The organism is Canibacter oris (assembly GCF_014197205.1).
In the GTDB taxonomy this organism is placed as follows: Bacteria; Actinomycetota; Actinomycetes; order Actinomycetales; family Microbacteriaceae; genus Canibacter; species Canibacter oris.
Window position 1 is genome coordinate 1 of record NZ_JACIFD010000014.1, and the last position, 16,762, is coordinate 16,762.

The 16,762-nt window shown below is 57.3% G+C and carries 11 protein-coding genes and 1 tRNA gene; 6 read left to right on the top strand and 6 right to left on the bottom strand.

The genetic code is table 11. The features are described 5' to 3' along the window. From F5897_RS06605 to F5897_RS06615, 3 genes are all read left to right on the top strand, one after another. The coding region (locus F5897_RS06605) for an aldehyde dehydrogenase family protein (RefSeq protein WP_183304941.1) at positions 1–3,558 on the top strand (3,558 nt) is incomplete at its 5' end. A gap of 220 nt (positions 3,559–3,778) precedes the next feature. Next, on the top strand, positions 3,779–5,971 hold the full coding sequence (locus F5897_RS06610) for an HtaA domain-containing protein (protein WP_124824689.1): 2,193 nt from the start codon (positions 3,779–3,781) through the stop codon (positions 5,969–5,971). A gap of 150 nt (positions 5,972–6,121) precedes the next feature. Beyond that, positions 6,122–6,203, top strand: a tRNA-Tyr gene (locus tag F5897_RS06615). A gap of 113 nt (positions 6,204–6,316) precedes the next feature. On the opposite strand, the gene F5897_RS06620 is transcribed toward F5897_RS06615, so the two are convergent. Then, complete coding sequence (locus F5897_RS06620; protein WP_183304942.1) at positions 6,317–7,894, bottom strand: UDP-N-acetylmuramoyl-L-alanyl-D-glutamate--2,6-diaminopimelate ligase; 1,578 nt, start codon at positions 7,892–7,894, stop codon at positions 6,317–6,319. Positions 7,895–8,221: 327 nt separating this feature from the next. Between F5897_RS06620 and F5897_RS06625 the strand changes: the two genes are divergently transcribed. The 3 genes from F5897_RS06625 (at position 8,222) to F5897_RS06635 (ending at position 11,795) form a co-directional block, all read left to right on the top strand. Further along, complete coding sequence (locus tag F5897_RS06625; protein WP_183304943.1) at positions 8,222–9,733, top strand: ATP-binding cassette domain-containing protein; 1,512 nt, start codon at positions 8,222–8,224, stop codon at positions 9,731–9,733. Next, a complete protein-coding gene (locus F5897_RS06630; protein WP_124824692.1) occupies positions 9,733–10,704 on the top strand; it encodes an ABC transporter permease in 972 nt (323 codons plus the stop codon). The genes F5897_RS06625 and F5897_RS06630 overlap by 1 nt, the downstream gene beginning before the upstream one ends. 86 nt (positions 10,705–10,790) lie before the next feature. Continuing rightward, complete coding sequence (locus F5897_RS06635) at positions 10,791–11,795, top strand: ABC transporter substrate-binding protein (RefSeq protein ID WP_124824693.1); 1,005 nt, start codon at positions 10,791–10,793, stop codon at positions 11,793–11,795. A gap of 72 nt (positions 11,796–11,867) precedes the next feature. Here the strand turns inward: F5897_RS06635 and F5897_RS06640 are convergent, their stop codons facing one another. The 5 genes from F5897_RS06640 to F5897_RS06660 all read right to left on the bottom strand — a co-directional run bounded on the left by F5897_RS06640 (position 11,868) and on the right by F5897_RS06660 (position 16,760). Beyond that, positions 11,868–12,887 carry a ribokinase gene (locus tag F5897_RS06640; RefSeq protein ID WP_183304944.1) on the bottom strand — a complete coding sequence of 340 codons (1,020 nt, stop codon included), beginning with the start codon at positions 12,885–12,887 and terminating at the stop codon, positions 11,868–11,870. 22 nt (positions 12,888–12,909) lie between these two features. Further along, the gene (locus F5897_RS06645) at positions 12,910–14,142 is read right to left on the bottom strand and encodes an alpha-hydroxy acid oxidase (protein ID WP_343048852.1); all 1,233 of its coding nucleotides are present in this window, start codon (positions 14,140–14,142) and stop codon (positions 12,910–12,912) included. A gap of 104 nt (positions 14,143–14,246) precedes the next feature. Continuing rightward, entirely contained in the window at positions 14,247–14,606 is a 360-nt protein-coding gene (locus F5897_RS06650) for a DUF1801 domain-containing protein (RefSeq protein ID WP_183304946.1), read from the bottom strand. A gap of 29 nt (positions 14,607–14,635) precedes the next feature. After that, positions 14,636–16,144 carry a DHA2 family efflux MFS transporter permease subunit gene (locus tag F5897_RS06655; protein WP_183304947.1) on the bottom strand — a complete coding sequence of 503 codons (1,509 nt, stop codon included), beginning with the start codon at positions 16,142–16,144 and terminating at the stop codon, positions 14,636–14,638. Between the two features lie 196 nt (positions 16,145–16,340). Next, positions 16,341–16,760 (bottom strand): hypothetical protein, encoded by a 420-nt coding sequence (locus F5897_RS06660; RefSeq protein ID WP_183304948.1) that lies wholly within the window; start codon positions 16,758–16,760, stop codon positions 16,341–16,343. Positions 16,761–16,762: the final 2 nt, after the last annotated feature.

Consider the following 16,762-nt stretch of genomic DNA (forward strand, 5'->3'; position numbering starts at 1 on the left):
AACAGCACCTTTACGCAGCAACTCTTACAACTGATTGCAAACTCAGACGATGCGGTGCTCACCGCTCTCGGGCTACGGAAGCTAACGCAAGAAATTCCCCCTGATTTGCCACGTAAAGACAAAATCGCACTGCGTGCCGGGTCTTTGACCGCGCTCGGGGTGCCGTGGGCAGTACCGCTTGCGGCAAAGCGGTGGTTGCGCGAGCGGGCTACGCATCTGTTGTGCGCCGCAAATCTGCCCAGTGATTCGCCGCGGGGGGCTGATCCACACCTCAGCAATGCCCTGCAAGAACTGCGCACGCAAAACAGTCCGGCGCAGGTTGAGCTGCACGGAGAGAAGGTTTTGGGGCCAGAAGCCAGTCATCGAGAGCTACGGAGACTGCTCGGACTGGCTTATATGCCAGAAGTCGAATATTTACTTGCTGATGTCGGACGGCTAGCACCTGGTGATGCGTGGGCAAGTGAGGCGCGGGCGCAGCGAGCTGTGGCGGCGCTGCGGCAACTGATTACCGAGGGCGCAGAGCACGGCACTTTTGTGACTATTACCGCATCCACTTACGGTGACAGTCTGCTGGCGGCGACCGTAACCAACAAATTGCTTGCAGATCCTGATGTTTTGCCGCACCAGTTTGGCATTACGCTGTACGCAGAAGTACCTGAGAGCTTTGAGATTTTGACGGCTCTCGCGATTCATGCCAGTGGCCGTAAAGCTGTTGGCGGCGGCAATTTGCAGGTGCGGATCGCGCTGCGCTCGACTGCCTCCCGCGAGTCTATCGATTCGCTGTTGAGCGGGCAGCAGTTTGCGGTGCTAGAAAGCCGTGCTGAAATTGAAGCCGCCGCGATGAAGCTGCTGCTGCAGGCACAGCGAATTGCTGGGGTAACAACAGTTTTTTGCAGCGATAGCCCGTATGTGGTTGCCGCTGCGCTGGCGCAGCTAGAGCCAGCCGCTACAGTAATTGAGGTGCGCTCCGGAATCTGCCCCGAACTGGTGCTAGCGCTCACCGCAACAGGGATTGTAACCCGCGTTACGTTGCCGGTTGTCAGCAAAGATGATTTCCGCGCGATAATGCCACATCTGTTGGCGCTTACGGCGGAGGCTGCGGACGACAAAAGCGCGGTTGCTCGTAGTCGTATGCTCGAATCGGAATATTTGCCTGCAGAGGAGCTGCGCTACGCCGAACTGCAGCACCTTTACGAGGTCTGCGAGCGTGCGGCAGAGCCAGCACAGTTGCCGCGGCGGACACAGGATCGGGCGCGGGAGTGGGATCCCAGTGACCGTGACAGCGCACTGTTTTACCGCCCCGCCGATGATCCCTTTATGCGCGAAACTGGCGGCTTAACGGCCGCGGTTTTAGGGCTTAATAGTGACCCGGACACCGGTGAGATTATTTTGGAGCAGCAGGTGCTACCGCGCACGGTGCCGGTGGTGTCTGAGAGCGGTTTTGCAGCGGAACCAGGAACTGATGTGACGAGATTCCCCAATCGCCAGTGGTTCCGCGCTCAAATCTCCGCGGATTTGACGGAGCCGAGTGCGCAGCGAGACGCCACACAAGTTGCAGCGCAATCCGTGACGCAGGACGCGGTGGCAAACCCGACACAACCCGAAATGGTGTCGCATGAGAGTGCGAGGGCGCAGACAGACCCGCCTGAGATTGGAACTATTAACACTGTGGTGTTGCAAAACACTCTCACCGCTAGAGCCCGTGTGCTGCGCCGCATCGCCCTCACCACTGTTGCCGAACGCGATCTTTTTACTCGGCTTTTTGCTGCACACACTGAGCTGTCAGCAAAACAAATTGATGCTCAGGTGAACACACTGATTGACACCGCGAGGTATCTGGCGCAGCAGGCAGAAGGTCTGGAGCGGGTACGGGGAGCACGATTCCGGCCGGCTGGTCGTGTGCTGCTTGCGGGTGACGAAACAGCATTTTTGGTGGATCTGCTCGCCGCTTTCCTTGCCGAATATGCAGCAGGAAACCCTGTCTACTTCGGGCTGCCAGCGGCGCACATCGAATTTGTCACACGCGTCTTGAGCCAGTGGCAAACCGCAGGTCTGCCACATCAAGCTTTTGAAATTGTGGTTTTCGATGACTTCGTCACAGAGCCCGCTGCCTACGAAATTGTGCGCGGGGTAACTGTTGGTAGTTTAAGCCTGCGCCGTGCAGTTATGCGTGCAAAACCAGCGCTTGCGGTCAACAGCCGCAGTTACCAGTTAGGCGTCGCGACAGTCACCCCAAATGCGGACTATCCGGCCGCTGCTGCGGCGATTGTTGAGTCGGCTTTTGGCGGTGATGACGCCGGGCTACGCCAGGTGCGTGCGGTGTGCGCTGTGGGAAGCGCTTATCGTGCGGAGCGTTTCAGGCAGTTGCTGATTGACGCGGTCCGCAGCATTCCCGCTGGTGTGACACACACCACGGATCCTTTGCAGCATGCTCTGCCGCCGTTGCCACACCCCCCAACCGCGGCAGAATACGAGGCTCTAACTGCACTGGAACGCGGTGAAACCTGGCTGTTGCCTCCGCGGCAGCTAGATGATTCCGGCCTGGTGTGGAGCCCCGGCATTAAAGCAGGAATTAGCCCGCACAGTAGCTTCTGGGAGGTCGCTGCACGATTACCGGTTTTGGGCCTGGTGCATAGCCGCTCTTTGAGCGAGGCTCTAAGCACCGCCAACGAGCTAGGTTCTGGTGCGGTCGCGGCGCTTTTCAGTTGGGACACCGAAGAGATTATTCCGTGGTTGGATCGGGCTAAAGCCGCGACCCTCACCGTTAATCGCCCAACTTCCGGGGCGCGGGTGGAGCGGCTGCCCGGAGGTACCTGGAGTGGCGCAAACTCTAGTATTGCTCCGTTGACCGGCGGCCCGCATCAACTGCTAACCCTGGGAACCTGGCAGCTGCGCGAGGGAACCCCTAGCACTACCTTGCACCTGCGCGGGCTGGAGCCGGAAATTGCGATGTTAATTGAAACTACGCAGGAGTGGTTAGACTACGCTGAGTTCGATCGCTTGCGGCGCGCGGCTTTGGCGGACGCGCTCACCTGGCGTACCCAGTTGGGTGTCGCCCGGGATGTTTCTAATCTCGGGGTTGAGCATAACATTCTGCGATACTGGCCGGTTGCGAGTCATATTCGCGTCGCAGAAGACACTCCGATTGAGCAGATTGTACGGGTTTTGAGCGCTGCGTTGCTGGTGCGTGCCCCGATTTCAGTGTCTACTGGGATGGCGCTACCGGAGCCGGTGGCGCAGTTGCTGCAGCGGCAGGGCGTCGAGGTGACGCTCGAAACCGATGCCACATGGGTAGAGCGTATCGCGGTTACCGGCCCGCAGGTCGCAGGAGTTCCAGCAGTGCGTATTCGTCTTATTGGGGCTGATGCTGCAAGCATTGGGGAGTGGGTTGTGGATCGCGCCTCCGTCGCGATTTGGGCAGAACCGGTAACAATGGCGGGACCCCTAGAGCTGCTTACTTTCTTGAGAGAGCAAGCAGTGTCAATCGCCGCGTGGCGAGATGCAATGGTGGCGCGGCAACCGAGATTACTTGACTGGCTGCGCGAAATAGGTCGTTAAAAGTACGCTTCAATGTGGGACGCTGTGAGTGAGCTTTGTGCAATTAATGTAGTTGCTTCGTCCCGGATGTGTTATGTGCATAGCGCAGGTATTTCTGTTGACTCGTTCTTACAATTCTGAAATTTTCTTGAAAACGTCTGACGATTGTGAGAAACTATATGAGTATTGTGAGGATAACCTTACTTACTTCTGTCTAAAGAAAACCTATTTGAGGAGAGCCATGTCTCACGCTAAGCCAAGCCGTGCAAAGCGGCTTTTTGGTGCACTGGTGGCTGCGGCTGTTGCTTTTGGTGGTGCGGTGGTAGCGCCAACCCAGGCATTTGCTGCAGAATCAGGCACCGTTGCGGACGCAACTCTGGATTGGGGTATTAAAGACTCCTTCCGCAGCTACCTGCACGGTCCAATCGCACACGGCCAGTCAACATTGATTGGCGGAGTGACTATGGACGACAATATTCGGGATGCGGGTAAAGGCTATCACTGGACCGGTGGTACCGGCACTGCAATGAATGACGGCACCAGCGGAGATGTGCGTTTCTCGGGTGGTGTGCGGATGGTGGGTCACAATGGCTTGCTCGATATGAGTTTGACTAATCCACGCATTGAAATCACGGGCGCAACCACTGCCAAGATGTATGTTGATGTGAGCAGCAAGCGACTGGATAACCCGAACGAGGTTATCCAGGAAGCTGGAATGTACTTCGCTAACCTCACTTTGCCAGCTCCGGTGACATCGGGTGACACTACCTTCACCTATAACGGGGTAACGCTTGCAGTTACCGCCAAGGCAGCTGAAGCTTTCGGTTCTTTCTACCAGGAAGGACAGGTTTTTGAGGGTCTGTTTAACCTCACCGTGCCAGTGACGGTAGCTGCTCCGGTTCCGGTAGCCACCACCACTGATGTTGTGCTTCGCGCTGAAACTTTCACCACAGCTGATGCAATTGGTGCAGCAGCTGGTGTTACCGATGCTAACGGTGTGAAACTCACCGACGAACACGGCACTGTCGAGTTCTTCGTTAACGGCACCTCAGTCGGTCAGGGTCGCTTTGTTGGGGTTGCCGGGATGTTCGCCCTGAACATTCCTGCGCAGGCTGCTGGCAAGCACAACATCACCGCGAAGTTCACCCCGAAAGACACTAACGCTTACGCAGCTTCAGAGTCAGCTGCAAAGCAGGTTACCGTTAATGCACCGGGTAACCCGACTGATCCGCCAACTAATCCACCTGCAAACTACACCCCAGTAGTAAAGGTGTTTAAGGCAGACGGCACCACGGAGCTAGGCGACGAAAAGGTCTACGAGGGCGACACCATTGTTATCAAGGGCACTGGATTCAACACCAACAACCCAGGTGGCCGCGGTGCACCCGTGCCTGCTAACCTGCCACAGGGTTACTACTCAGCATTCGGACAGTTCGCTGACGTGTGGCAGCCAAGCAACCCTGCGAGCACCGGAGAGAGCCGCCCCGCTGAGGCAACTGCGTGGGCGCTCACTGATGCCGCATTCGACGGTGTTCCAGCAATGTTCAAAGACACCGTAGCCAAGGGTCGCGTGGTGCTGAACGCTGACGGTAGCTTCACCTGGACCTTGCAGCTGCCAGCAATTAAGAAGGGCGTTGAGAACGGCAAAACCGGTATCTATACCTACTCAGCAGGTGGTCTCAAGGACGCAACTCACGAGGTATTTGTACCGCTGAACTTCGTAGCTGGCGATCGCCCAGCTGAGCCACAGCCACCGGTTGTTAACCCAATCGCACCGGTTGTGACTCCAGCTGCTCCGGCAGATGAGTGTGTTGCTTACAGTGCAACCGGCGGTTCATTCAACTGGGGTCTGCGCGAGTCATTCCGCAACTACGTGCAGGGACGTATCGCTAAGGGTAGCTTCTCAGGTGGTGCCTTCAGCGTATCAGGTGGCGCGTTTAACGCTAAGGATGGCGTTGGGGTTATTAACTTCAACGGCGCGATCCACGCAACCGGGCATAAGGGTGTGTTGAACTACAACCTGACCAACCCGAGCATTCAGCTCACCGGCGGTAACTCAGGTGTTATGTACGCAACCGTTAATGGCACCCGCGTGGCATTCGCTAACCTCACCTTCAGTGGTCTGGTAGCAAACGAGCAGGGAATCACCGCTAACTGGGTATCAGCCACCCTGACCGCTGCAGGTGCGCAGACCTTCAGCTACAACGGCAGCGCTTTCTACCAGGCTGGCGAGGCGCTGGACGGCTTCTCATTGAACGTTACCCTCGGCGGTAAGGTTGCTTGTGCAGAGGCTCCTGGCACCGATCCGAAGGAAGCTAAGAAGCTCGCTGCTACCGGTGCAGACGGTGCTCCGCTCGGCGCAGTTTCACTGCTGCTGCTCGCTGGCGCAGTGGCTGCTGCAGCAGGCCGTCGCTTCCAGAAGCAGGCACGCTAATTAGCGAATACGCCAGGTAACAGCAACAGAGGGCGGCCTTGCGGGGTCGCCCTCTCGCTGTCTCCAAGGCTTTGTCGCCACGCTGAAAAAACTAACTTGCGAGGCACCACGAAATCAGCTAATATAAATACTTGGTTGTAAAACAACCACGGCGAGTTACCCAAGCGGCCAAAGGGATCTGACTGTAAATCAGCTGTCATCGACTTCGGGGGTTCGAATCCCTCACTCGCCACGTTTGAAAAGTCCCTAAAACACCAGTTTTGGGGACTTTTCCTGTGCTCGGGCGGTTTTCGCGCCAACTGCGTCAGCTGCCTACTCGCGCAGCGTCAGGCTACGCCTGCGCGACTATGCTTGCCGCGGCAGTTGCCTTAAAATTTCTGCCGCGACCTCAATATCACTGTAGGCGTGCTTGATGCCCTGAATATCCTGATAGGTTTCAACACCCTTGCCGGTAATCATCACCACATCGCCAGCGCCCGCAGCCATAATCGCCTGCCGCAGCGCATCGCGGCGACAGGTTGTAATCTCGGTGACCCCCTTCAGCCCAGGCCGCACCTGGCGCACCCCGGTGAGCAGTTGCTCGCGAATACTGACCGGATCTTCAGTGCGAGGATTCTCGTCGGTGATCCACACCACATCAGCGTGCCGCGCCCCCGCAGCAGCGAGAGGCACTCGCTTTGAAGGGTCCCGATCGCCGTCGGTGCCAAAAATCGCGATCAACTGCCCCCGTGTCATCTCCCGCGCTGTCTCTAGCACCGCCGCGAGGCTCTCCGGTGTATGAGCGTAATCAACAATCACCAGCGGATGCCCCGCCTGCGGCTGTGGGTTGATTACCTGCATCCGCCCCGGCACCTGCGCGGCATCACCAACCGCCGCAATAGCGGTCGCTAAATCTGCACCCAAGTGCACCGCGCCAATCAGCGCAATCATGATGTTCTGCACATTCACATGCCCCAAAATCGGCATTGAGACGGTGTGTTCTGTGCCAGCCGGATCCACAACCGTAAACACAGTGCGATAAAGCTCTTTATCGGTGTGGATCGCGGTAACCCGCCAATCGGCCGGCTTATTGCTGAGAGCAGAGTAAGTCGTGACCGGCACCTGCGCCGCCGCCGCCAACCGCTCGCCCCACTCGTCGTCAACACAAATTACCCCGTGCCGCGTGTACTCGGGGGTGAAAAGCTGCAGTTTTGCGGCGAAATAGGTTTCCATATCGCCGTAAAAATCAAGGTGATCGTGCTGCAGGTTGGTGAACCCGGCAACGTCAAAAACCACGCCCTTGACGCGGCCGAAACTAACCGCGTGCGAGGAAGTTTCAACCACCGCAACCTGGGAGCCGCTCTGCGCCGCAAGATCAAGGAAGCGGTAAAGCACCGGAGCCTCTGCGGTGGTGCGCTCCGACTCAAAACGCACCGCGCCAACGCTCGTCTCAACCGTGCCGCACAGCGCGGTCTCGCCGAAACACTTCTCAAAGATGGAGCGGGCCAGGTAGGTAGTGGTGGTTTTGCCGTTGGTGCCGGTAACCGCGAAAGTTTTCAGCTTCGCCGCCGGATCCTGGTGCAGTGCTCGGGCGATATTCGCTGCCGCCAGTCGGGGCTCGGCGACCGTGAGCAGCGGGATGTTCAGCTGCTGAAGTTCGGCAACCTCCTCCGCTTGCTGTGCGCCCGCGGCGTCAGTCAAAACCGCGACCGCCCCGGCTGTGACCGCTGCAGTCGCAAAGCGTATCCCGTGATTAGTAGCTCCGCCGAGTGCTACAAAAATCCACCCCGCGTCGCAGTCGCGGTTGTCGAGGGTGATGCCTGAAACCAGTGTGTCAAGGCCCGCAGCGCCGGTGTGCACGAGCTTCGCGTCAGGAGCGGCTTGCAGCGCGGCTGCAAGGGTAATTGGGGTGACATCCGGGCGTAAATCGCAGAAGCTACTCATACCCGGTATTTTACTGCGTGGTGATGGGAGTTGGCTGGTGTGGGGTTTGCGGATGGGCGGGCGTTGGTGCGGTTATCCGTGCGGGTGCTGCGGGGCAGAAGTGCTCGTGCGGCTCAAGCGGGTACAGTTTTGGTGTGACACGGTCCGGTGCTGCCGAGATGTCAGACAACTTTAGGGTGGTGGATCCACCGATCTAATGCGTTATTAATAAATAATCAGCTAACCGTTGCGATTCTGTAACATAAATATTTGATTTTTGCGCTCCTAATGCAGTAAATTGATTCCCAGACATCGGATGTTTACCGCACTTCGACGAAGAGGTTAAACGTGACTAAACCACTCTTAGAACTAACCGGCATTAGCAAAAGCTTCCCTGGAGTGAAAGCGCTGCAGGGAGTTGAGTTTACCCTGTATCCGGGCGAGGTGCTGGTGCTTGTTGGGGAAAACGGTGCAGGCAAATCAACCCTGATGAAGATTCTTTCCGGAATCTACAGCCGCGACGAAGGCACCATTAAATACAACGGCAAAGAGGTCGAGATTAACGGGCCGGCAGCCGCTAAAGAACTGGGCATCAGCATTATCCACCAGGAAATGCATCTCGCACCAGACCTCACTGTTGCGCAAAATATTTATATCGGGCGGGAGCCTGGCAAGTTCGGCATGATCAGCGAGCGCCAGCTTAATAAGCAAACCCAGGAGCTGCTGGATAGGCTCGGCATTAAACTTGATCCACAGCAGAAAGTTGGCACCCTCAACGTTGCCGGCCAGCAAATGGTGGAAATTGCGAAAGCCATGTCTTATGACGCACACGTGCTGATTATGGACGAGCCAACTAGCGCGCTGACAGACAGCGAGGTGGAGACCCTCTTTAAACTCATCGCAGAGTTGAAGGCGAAGGGCACCGCGATTGTTTACATTTCGCACCGCATGGAGGAGCTCAAGCGCCTAGCTGACCGCGTGGTGGTGCTGCGAGACGGCGCCTACATCGGGCAGCTGGAGCGCGAGCAGATTTCGATTCCGACCATTATTGAGATGATGGTTGGGCGCAAAATTGAGGGTAACGCGCGGCCGGTTCCAAAAAACCTCGACGGTGCCCCGGTGGTGCTTGAGGTGACCGGGCTAAGCACTAAAAAACTGCTGCAGGATGTTAGCTTCACGCTGCGCAAGGGCGAGATCCTCGGGTTCGCGGGGCTCATGGGCGCAGGCCGTACCGAAACTGCGCGCGCGATTATTGGGGCGGATCGGCGCTCCGCCGGGGAGATTAAAATCCACGGTAAGCAGGTCAACATTAAGCAGCCTGCCGATGCAGTGAAAGCCGGTATCGGTTATCTCTCAGAAGACCGCAAGGGCCTGGGGTTGCTGTTGGAAAAGTCAGTTGCTGATAACACCGTGCTGGCAAGCCTGAAAAAATTTCAGCGCGGCGGTGTGATGCTAGACACCAAGGCGCTGCAAACAGCGCAGCTTTACGTCGAGGAATTGCGCACTAAGACTCCGTCGGTAAAACAGCAGGTAAAGCTTCTCTCCGGTGGTAATCAGCAGAAAGTAGTGTTGGCGAAGTGGCTGGTGCGGGACACAGACATTCTGATTGTGGATGAGCCAACTCGCGGTATTGATGTCGGTGCGAAAGAGGAAATCTACAATCTGCTTGAGAAGCTCGCGGTTTCGGGGAAATCAATTATTGTGATTTCTAGCGAGCTGCCAGAAGTGTTGCGGCTTGCGGACCGCATCGTCGTGATGTCAGACGGCAAAGTGGCTGGGGAGCTTGACAACGAGGCAGCAACACAGGAAAAAATTATGGACTTGGCAACTAACGCCAACGCAGAAGGAGCACACGCATAATGAGCACAGCACAGGCAGGTAGCAAACTGCAGTGGCGCAGCTGGCTGCAGCAGGGGCTAGCAGTGGCAACCCTGGTGGTTCTGTTTGGATTCTTCACCATTATGAACCCCAGTTTCGGCAATTGGTCAAACGTTTCCGGCATTCTGCTGGCGGCGGCCGGTATCGCGATTATGGCGATCGGCACCACCTTCGTGATTGCTACCGGTGGCATTGACCTTTCAATCGGCACCGGCTCCACGCTGGTAGCTGTGGTATTTGGTGTGTTCGCGGTGAAAATCGGGATTGACCCGGTGCTGTCACTGCTGCTGGCAATCGCCGCCGGCGCCCTGATGGGTTTCATTAACGGTTTCTGCATCGCCTACCTTGGGCTGCCACCGTTCATCGCGACCCTCGCGATGATGATGGTGGCGCAGGGTCTGGCGCTGATTCTCTCCGGGGTTGCCCCAATTTACTTCACCGATATTCCCTGGGTGCGCGATATCGCACTCGGCGAAGTGATTCCGTCACTGCCAAACGCGGTGCTGTTGATGTTCATCATCGCTATCATCTCCTGGTTTGCGCTCAGCAAGAGCCGCTTCGGGCGTATCGACCTCGCAATCGGTTCCAACGAGGAAGCAACCCGGTTGTCAGGCATCGACACCAAAAAATGGCTGCTGATGATTTACGTCGTCGCCGGGATTTTCACCGCGATTGCGGGTATTGTGCTGGCATCACGATTGAGCTCAGCGCAGCCGCAAACCGGTGTGGGGCTGGAGCTGCAGGCGATCGCTGCGGTGATTATCGGCGGCACCAGTCTGATGGGTGGTAGGGCATCTATCGTTGGCACTGTGATCGGCGCGTTGATTATGGCGGTGCTGCTGAACGGTCTGCGCATCATGGGCGTGCAGTCAGAGTGGCAGTTCGTGGTGTCCGGGTTGGTGATCGCGCTCGCAGTGTGGTTCGACACCATCCGCAACCGGTCTAAATCGTAGGATTCGCTGCTCGCGAGGTGCACTCCCCAAGGGTGCGCCACAGGGCAAAATAAGTCAGTAATACATCTAAGATTACGGAGCTAAAAATGAAAAAAATGAAGCGTGGCGCAATGGTTGCAGCTTTAGCTGCAGCGGCATTGGCACTGACAGCATGCGCAGGTGACGCAGGTACAGCAGGTGGCGGCGATGAAGCAGCTGGCACTACCAGCGGCGACAAAAAAACCGTAGCACTGGTATCTAAAGGTTTCCAGCACCAGTTCTGGCAGGCAGTCAAGGCCGGCGCTGAAGAGGCTGGTCAGGAGCTCGGCGTTGAGGTTACTTTTGAGGGCCCGGCATCTGAAACCGAGGTGGCGAAGCAGATTGAGATGCTGGAAGCAGCTATCAACAAGCCAGCTGACGCTATCGGTCTTGCAGCGCTTGACGCTGAAGCTTGCCAGCCAGCACTGCAGCAGGCAAAAGCTAAGAAAATCCCAGTGGTGATGTTCGACGCAGCTTGCGGTGGCGACTACGGCCAGTACCTAGCAGCTACCGACAACAAGGTAGCTGGTGCGCTGGCTGCTGAGCACATGGCAGAGGCAATTGGCGGCGAGGGCAAGATCGCGGTTATCGGCCACAGCCAGATCAACTCCACCGGTGTAGATCGCCGCGACGGTTTCGTGGAGTTCATGAAAGAGAAGTTCCCGAACGTGCAGATTGTTGACATTCAGTACGGTGACGGCGACCACGCAAAGTCAGCTGACATCGCTCGCGCAATGATTAACGCACATCCTGACCTCAAGGGCATCTACGGCACCAACGAGGGTTCAGCAATCGGTGTTGTAAACGCTGCTAAAGAGCTGAATATCGACCCTTCTAAGCTGGTTATCGTTGGCTTCGACTCAGGTAGCGCACAGATTGACGCAATCAAGAGCGGCCTGATGCTCGGCGCTGTGACCCAGGATCCACGTTCAATCGGTCGTATCACCGTTGAGAACGCAGTGAAACTGATGAATGGCGAGAGCGTAGACGCGTTCACCGACACCGGTTCATTCTGGTACGACAAGTCAAACATTGACGACGAGAAGATCAAGGGCATGCTGTACACCGGCTAATCCCGATCACTAACCAAGGAAAGCGCCCGGCTCGCCGGGCGCTTTCCTTGTGTCAAGTTTGCTTTTGCGCGGTTAAGCGTTTTCTGGCCGTGCCAAAAACTTTGCCACCTCAGCTGCCGTCGGCAGACTCGGCGAAGCACCCTTTTTAGTTACTGCCAGAGCTCCTGCGGCGCTCGCGACACGAATCGCTGCGGGCAGCGCCTTGCCGGTTGCTAAAGCGGCAGCTAAGTGCCCCGCAAAAGCATCACCGGCTGCGGTTGTGTCTACCGGATCCACTTTAAACGGCGCAAAAAACTCGTGGCCGGCAGCTGTCACCAGCACACAGCCAGCCCCTGCGAGGGTGATGAGGGCGTGCTGCACGCCCTGCGCGATGAACCACTCGCCGGCGGCGACTGCGGTGGCGCGATCCACCACCTGCACCCCGGAGAGCATGGTCGCCTCGGTTTCATTTGGAGTCACGATATCAACGTGCTGCCAAATTTCGGCGGGCAGCGCCGCAGCCGGAGCCGGATCAAGCACAACCCGGATGCCCGCAGCCGCCGCCGCGCGCACGGCGTGCGCCGAAAGCTCACGCGGAATCTCCAACTGGGTCAGCAGCACCGCGCAGCGGGAGCCAACCGCGGCAATCGCAGCATCAATCTGCGCCGCAGACAGGTGATTATTGGCGTTTGGCACGACTACGATATCGTTTTCGCCCGAGGCATCAACCCGAATATGCGCGATGCCGGTCTGATCAGCTACCTGGCGCAAATGCGAGGTATTGACGCCCGCATCACGCAGCCCGTCAAGCACCAACGGCGCGAAAATATCGTTACCGACGCAGCCCACAAAATATGCGTCTCCGCCTGTGGCTGTGCCGCCAGGGGTGCCGCCGGGGGAGCTCTCGGCTGTGCCTCCAGAGGTGCCCTCTGCAGTACCGCCCAGGGCGCGTGCCGCAGCAACCGCCTGATTAGCGCCCTTACCGCCCATCACCAGGGTGAACTCATCACCCAGGAAAGTTTCCCCCGGTGCCGGGAGACGGCTTGAAAACGTGGTGACATCGGCGCTAACCGAGCCGATAACCAGCACGCTGTCGCGAGAATCGTTGCTCATTGTGCCTACCCTCTCTTAGCGCTCAAGCGCGTGGCTCTAAGCGATCAAGCAGGGTAACGTGCTCCGGCGTCAGCTCCGCAAGGCTGGTGACCCCGAGCAGGCGCATCACACGTGACACCTCGCCGCTGAGAATCTCCAGCATCCGCCGCACCCCAGCTTCGCCGCCTGCCATCAAACCGTACAGGTAGGCACGGCCAACCTGAGTGTAGCGGGCGCCCTGCGCCACCGCGGCAACAATATCCGCGCCTGACATAATGCCGGTGTCCACGTGAATTTCGAGATCTTTGCCAACCTCGCGCACCACCTGTGGCAACAACCGGAACGGCACCGGCGCGCGATCCAACTGCCGCCCGCCATGGTTAGAAAGCTGAATCGCATCGACCCCGAAATCGGCAAGCCGCTTGGCGTCGGCAACGTTCTGCACACCCTTCACCACAAACTTGCCCGGCCACAGTTCGCGAATCTTGCGCAAGTCGTCGTAGTCGATTGACGGATCAAACATGGTGTCAAGCAGCTCGCCTACGGTGCCATCCCAGTTGCGGATTGCCGCAAATTCAAGCGGCTCGGTGGTGAGGAAGTTAAACCACCACTCAGGCCGCGGCGCCGCGTCAAGAATGGTCTTCAAAGACAGCTGTGGCGGGAAGCTCATACCGTTGCGCTTGTCGCGATGCCGAGCACCCGCAACCGGGGTGTCAACGGTCACGAGCAGCGTGTCAAAGCCACTCGCGGCCGCACGCTCCACTAGCTCGTAGGAGCGATGCCGTTCTTTCATCATGTAAAGCTGGAACCACAGCCGACCCTCGGGCGCGGCCGCACGCACATTCTCAGGGCTTGTGGTGCCGAGAGTGGAGAGCGCAAACGGTACCCCGAAATCACTCGCCGCGGCCGCGCCGGCGCGCTCCCCGGCAGCGTGCATCAGCCGGGTAAACCCGGTTGGCGCAATACCAAACGGGTACTCGCTGCGGGTGCCAAGCACCTCCCAGCCGGTGTCAATCTGCGACACATCCTTCAGCACACCAGGGTGAAACTCCACGTCCCGAAACGCCTCGTAGGCGCGCCGCAGCCCGACCTCACCCTCAGCCGCACCCGCGGTGTACTCAAACGGCCCCTTCGGAGTGCGCCGCTTCGCAATCTTGCGCAAATCCCACACGGTCTGAGCCTTCTGGAGCCGCGCCTGCGTCGGGTTCTGGAACGGGTTTTTAAACTGCATGTAGCTGCGCAGCGTTGCGAGATCAGGCAACTGGCGATCCATAATGCTCCTTAAAATTTTTAGCGTCTTTGATATTTCTAAAATACCCTGTTTAGCGCCCAAAATGATAATTATTTTGGTGGATCAGCCCGCAGTTTTTTAGCCCCGCCTCAGCGCCAAAATTTAGTTGCCCCGGCTTTATCCTCAAGATTAAAGTCAAGCACTCGCCGCAGCAGCTCAAAATTTACCTCTTGCTGTTTTCCGATGCACCAAAAATTCTTGGTGCGGCGAAAACCCAGCGCATCTATTTCCGCAGCAAACTTTGCGATTGCTATCGGTTCAGGAGCGATATTCACATATTGGCTGCTGTGGCTGAAAGCAATAATAAACGTTCCGTTGTGCAAAAACATCGGCTGGCTCCACTTCAGCGCGTAACTTAGCTGCGGATAGTTCTCACACAAAAACTCATAAATGTGGGTGAGGGTTTTGCGGTGCTGTGGATCCACCACCGTTGCTAAATACTCTCTCATGGTTTAACTGTAACGAGTTTTGTGGGTGTTCATGTGTTAGCAGCGTCAGGAGCAGCATTAGCGTCAACAACGCTAGGATCCGCATTGGTCGCGTCCACCGCTGCATGCTGCTGCGCCAAAGGCCGCTTGGGCATCAGGAAAGTCAGCGGAATCACCAGCGTCAGCAGCACCGCAGCGGTGACAAAAGCCGCCTGCATTCCGCTTGCCTGGGCGGCCGCGGTGGCACCACCAGACAACTGCGCCACAACGCCGTAAATCGCCACAAACAGAGCGATGCCGAGGGCCCCGCTAACCTGCTGCAGCGTTGAGATGGTGGCGCTGCCATGAGATGCCAGGTGCGGCGGTAAAGAACCTAAAGCTGTCGAAAATACGGGAGTGAAAATACCCGTGAGGCCGATACTAAACAGCAAATGTGCTGCTTGCACGTACCAGTAAGGGGTTGCGACACCAAATAGGGTGAACATCCACAGCGCGGCAGCTGTGATGATAATTCCGGGAAGTAACACCGTGCGAGCGCCGTGTTTATCAACCAGACGACCAGCAACCGGTCCCATCAGACCCATAATCAAACCACCCGGCAGCAGTAGCAAACCAATCTGCAGGGTAGTCATGTGCAACACATTAGCGGTGTAGAGCGGCAGTAGCACAATGGTTCCGAACATCGCCATCATGCAAAAAGCCAGCAGAATCGACCCGAAACGGTAGGGACGAAAGGTGAAAACTCGCAGATCCAGAAGCGGTTCTTCATGACGGATCAGCGCTACCTGGCGCCACACAAACAGCACCACGCCCAGCACCCCGAGCACCACCACCAACAGCGGCACCAGCAGCGACCCGTCACGCACTTCGCCAAAAGCACTTAACCCATAAACCAGGCTGCCGAAACCCACAACCGACAGCAGAATGCTGTAACCGTCTAGCGGGGCCCGGCGCGGTTGCCCCAGATTTGGGAGGAACTTGAAGGCGATCAGCGTGGCGACTGAGATCACCGGCAAAATCAGGATGAACAGAAACCGCCACGGCAAGTGTTCCAGAATCAGCCCCGAAATGGTGGGACCCAGGGCGGGGGCGACGGCAATTACCAGTGACACCCGTCCCATGACGCGGCCGCGAATCTGCGGCGGTACCACGGTGATGACGGTTGTCATCAACAGGGGCATGGTGATGGCAGTGCCGACGGCTTGCACGATCCGCCCCAGCAATAGCAGCAGGAACCCGGGCGCTGTCGCCGCAATCAGAGTGCCGGTGAGGAACAGTGACATCGCGGTGAAGAAAAGTTTGCGCGTTGTCATGCGTTGGATCAGCGCCCCGGTAATCGGAATGGTGACGCTCATCGTGAGCAAGAACGCGGTGGTCAGCCATTGTCCTTGACTCGCGGTGATTTGCAGTTCGTCAAGCAGTACCGGCAGCGCAACACCCATCACGGTTTCGTTTAAGATAACCACGAAGGCGGCGGTTAGTAGCACCCAGATAGCGATGTTGTTGCGTGGATCAAGCTTGGCGGCCGCGGGTGCAGCCGGGGTTTCAACGGTGACCATGTTTTTCTTTCTCAAAATGCCGCACAGTGATTGGGCAGCTTCACAATTATAGGGGAAAGTATTGGGGCGGTGCTTGGAGCGGTGGGGTGGCAGAGCGGCAGCACAATAGGTAACAGAGCAATAGGTGGCAGAGCAACCGAGCAATAGAACACCCACACCCCGGGGCTGGGTGTGGGCTGCCGCGGGTAGTGTGGCGCTAGGTGTCAGTTGGGTCAGGCTCGTCTGAATCGTAGTCGTATAAGCCGTACACGTCCACCCATTCGTATTCGATTTCCGGGTAGCACTCAGCAGCTACATCATCTATATCAGGTTCACCATTGTGCGGATCTTCCAGAAACCGCTTCAACAGAGGTTTGAGCTCTTCGGGGGTTTCGACGTTATGGTGCTTTTTGAACCTTGAGAGCCCAATGAGACCCCAGTAGTAGTGGTTCCCTTCGACATCTGCTAAGAGTTCATCTGTGTAGGCGTCATCATAGAGGTGTTTCAGCTTATGGTGCAGGATTTCACACATATCGCTAAGGCAATACCCCTGTTCAGCAAGGCAGCCTTCTTCGCCGGGTGATTTCTCCCGTTTGAAGAGCTCATCTATAAGCGCGATTTTGGCTGCCTTATCCATAT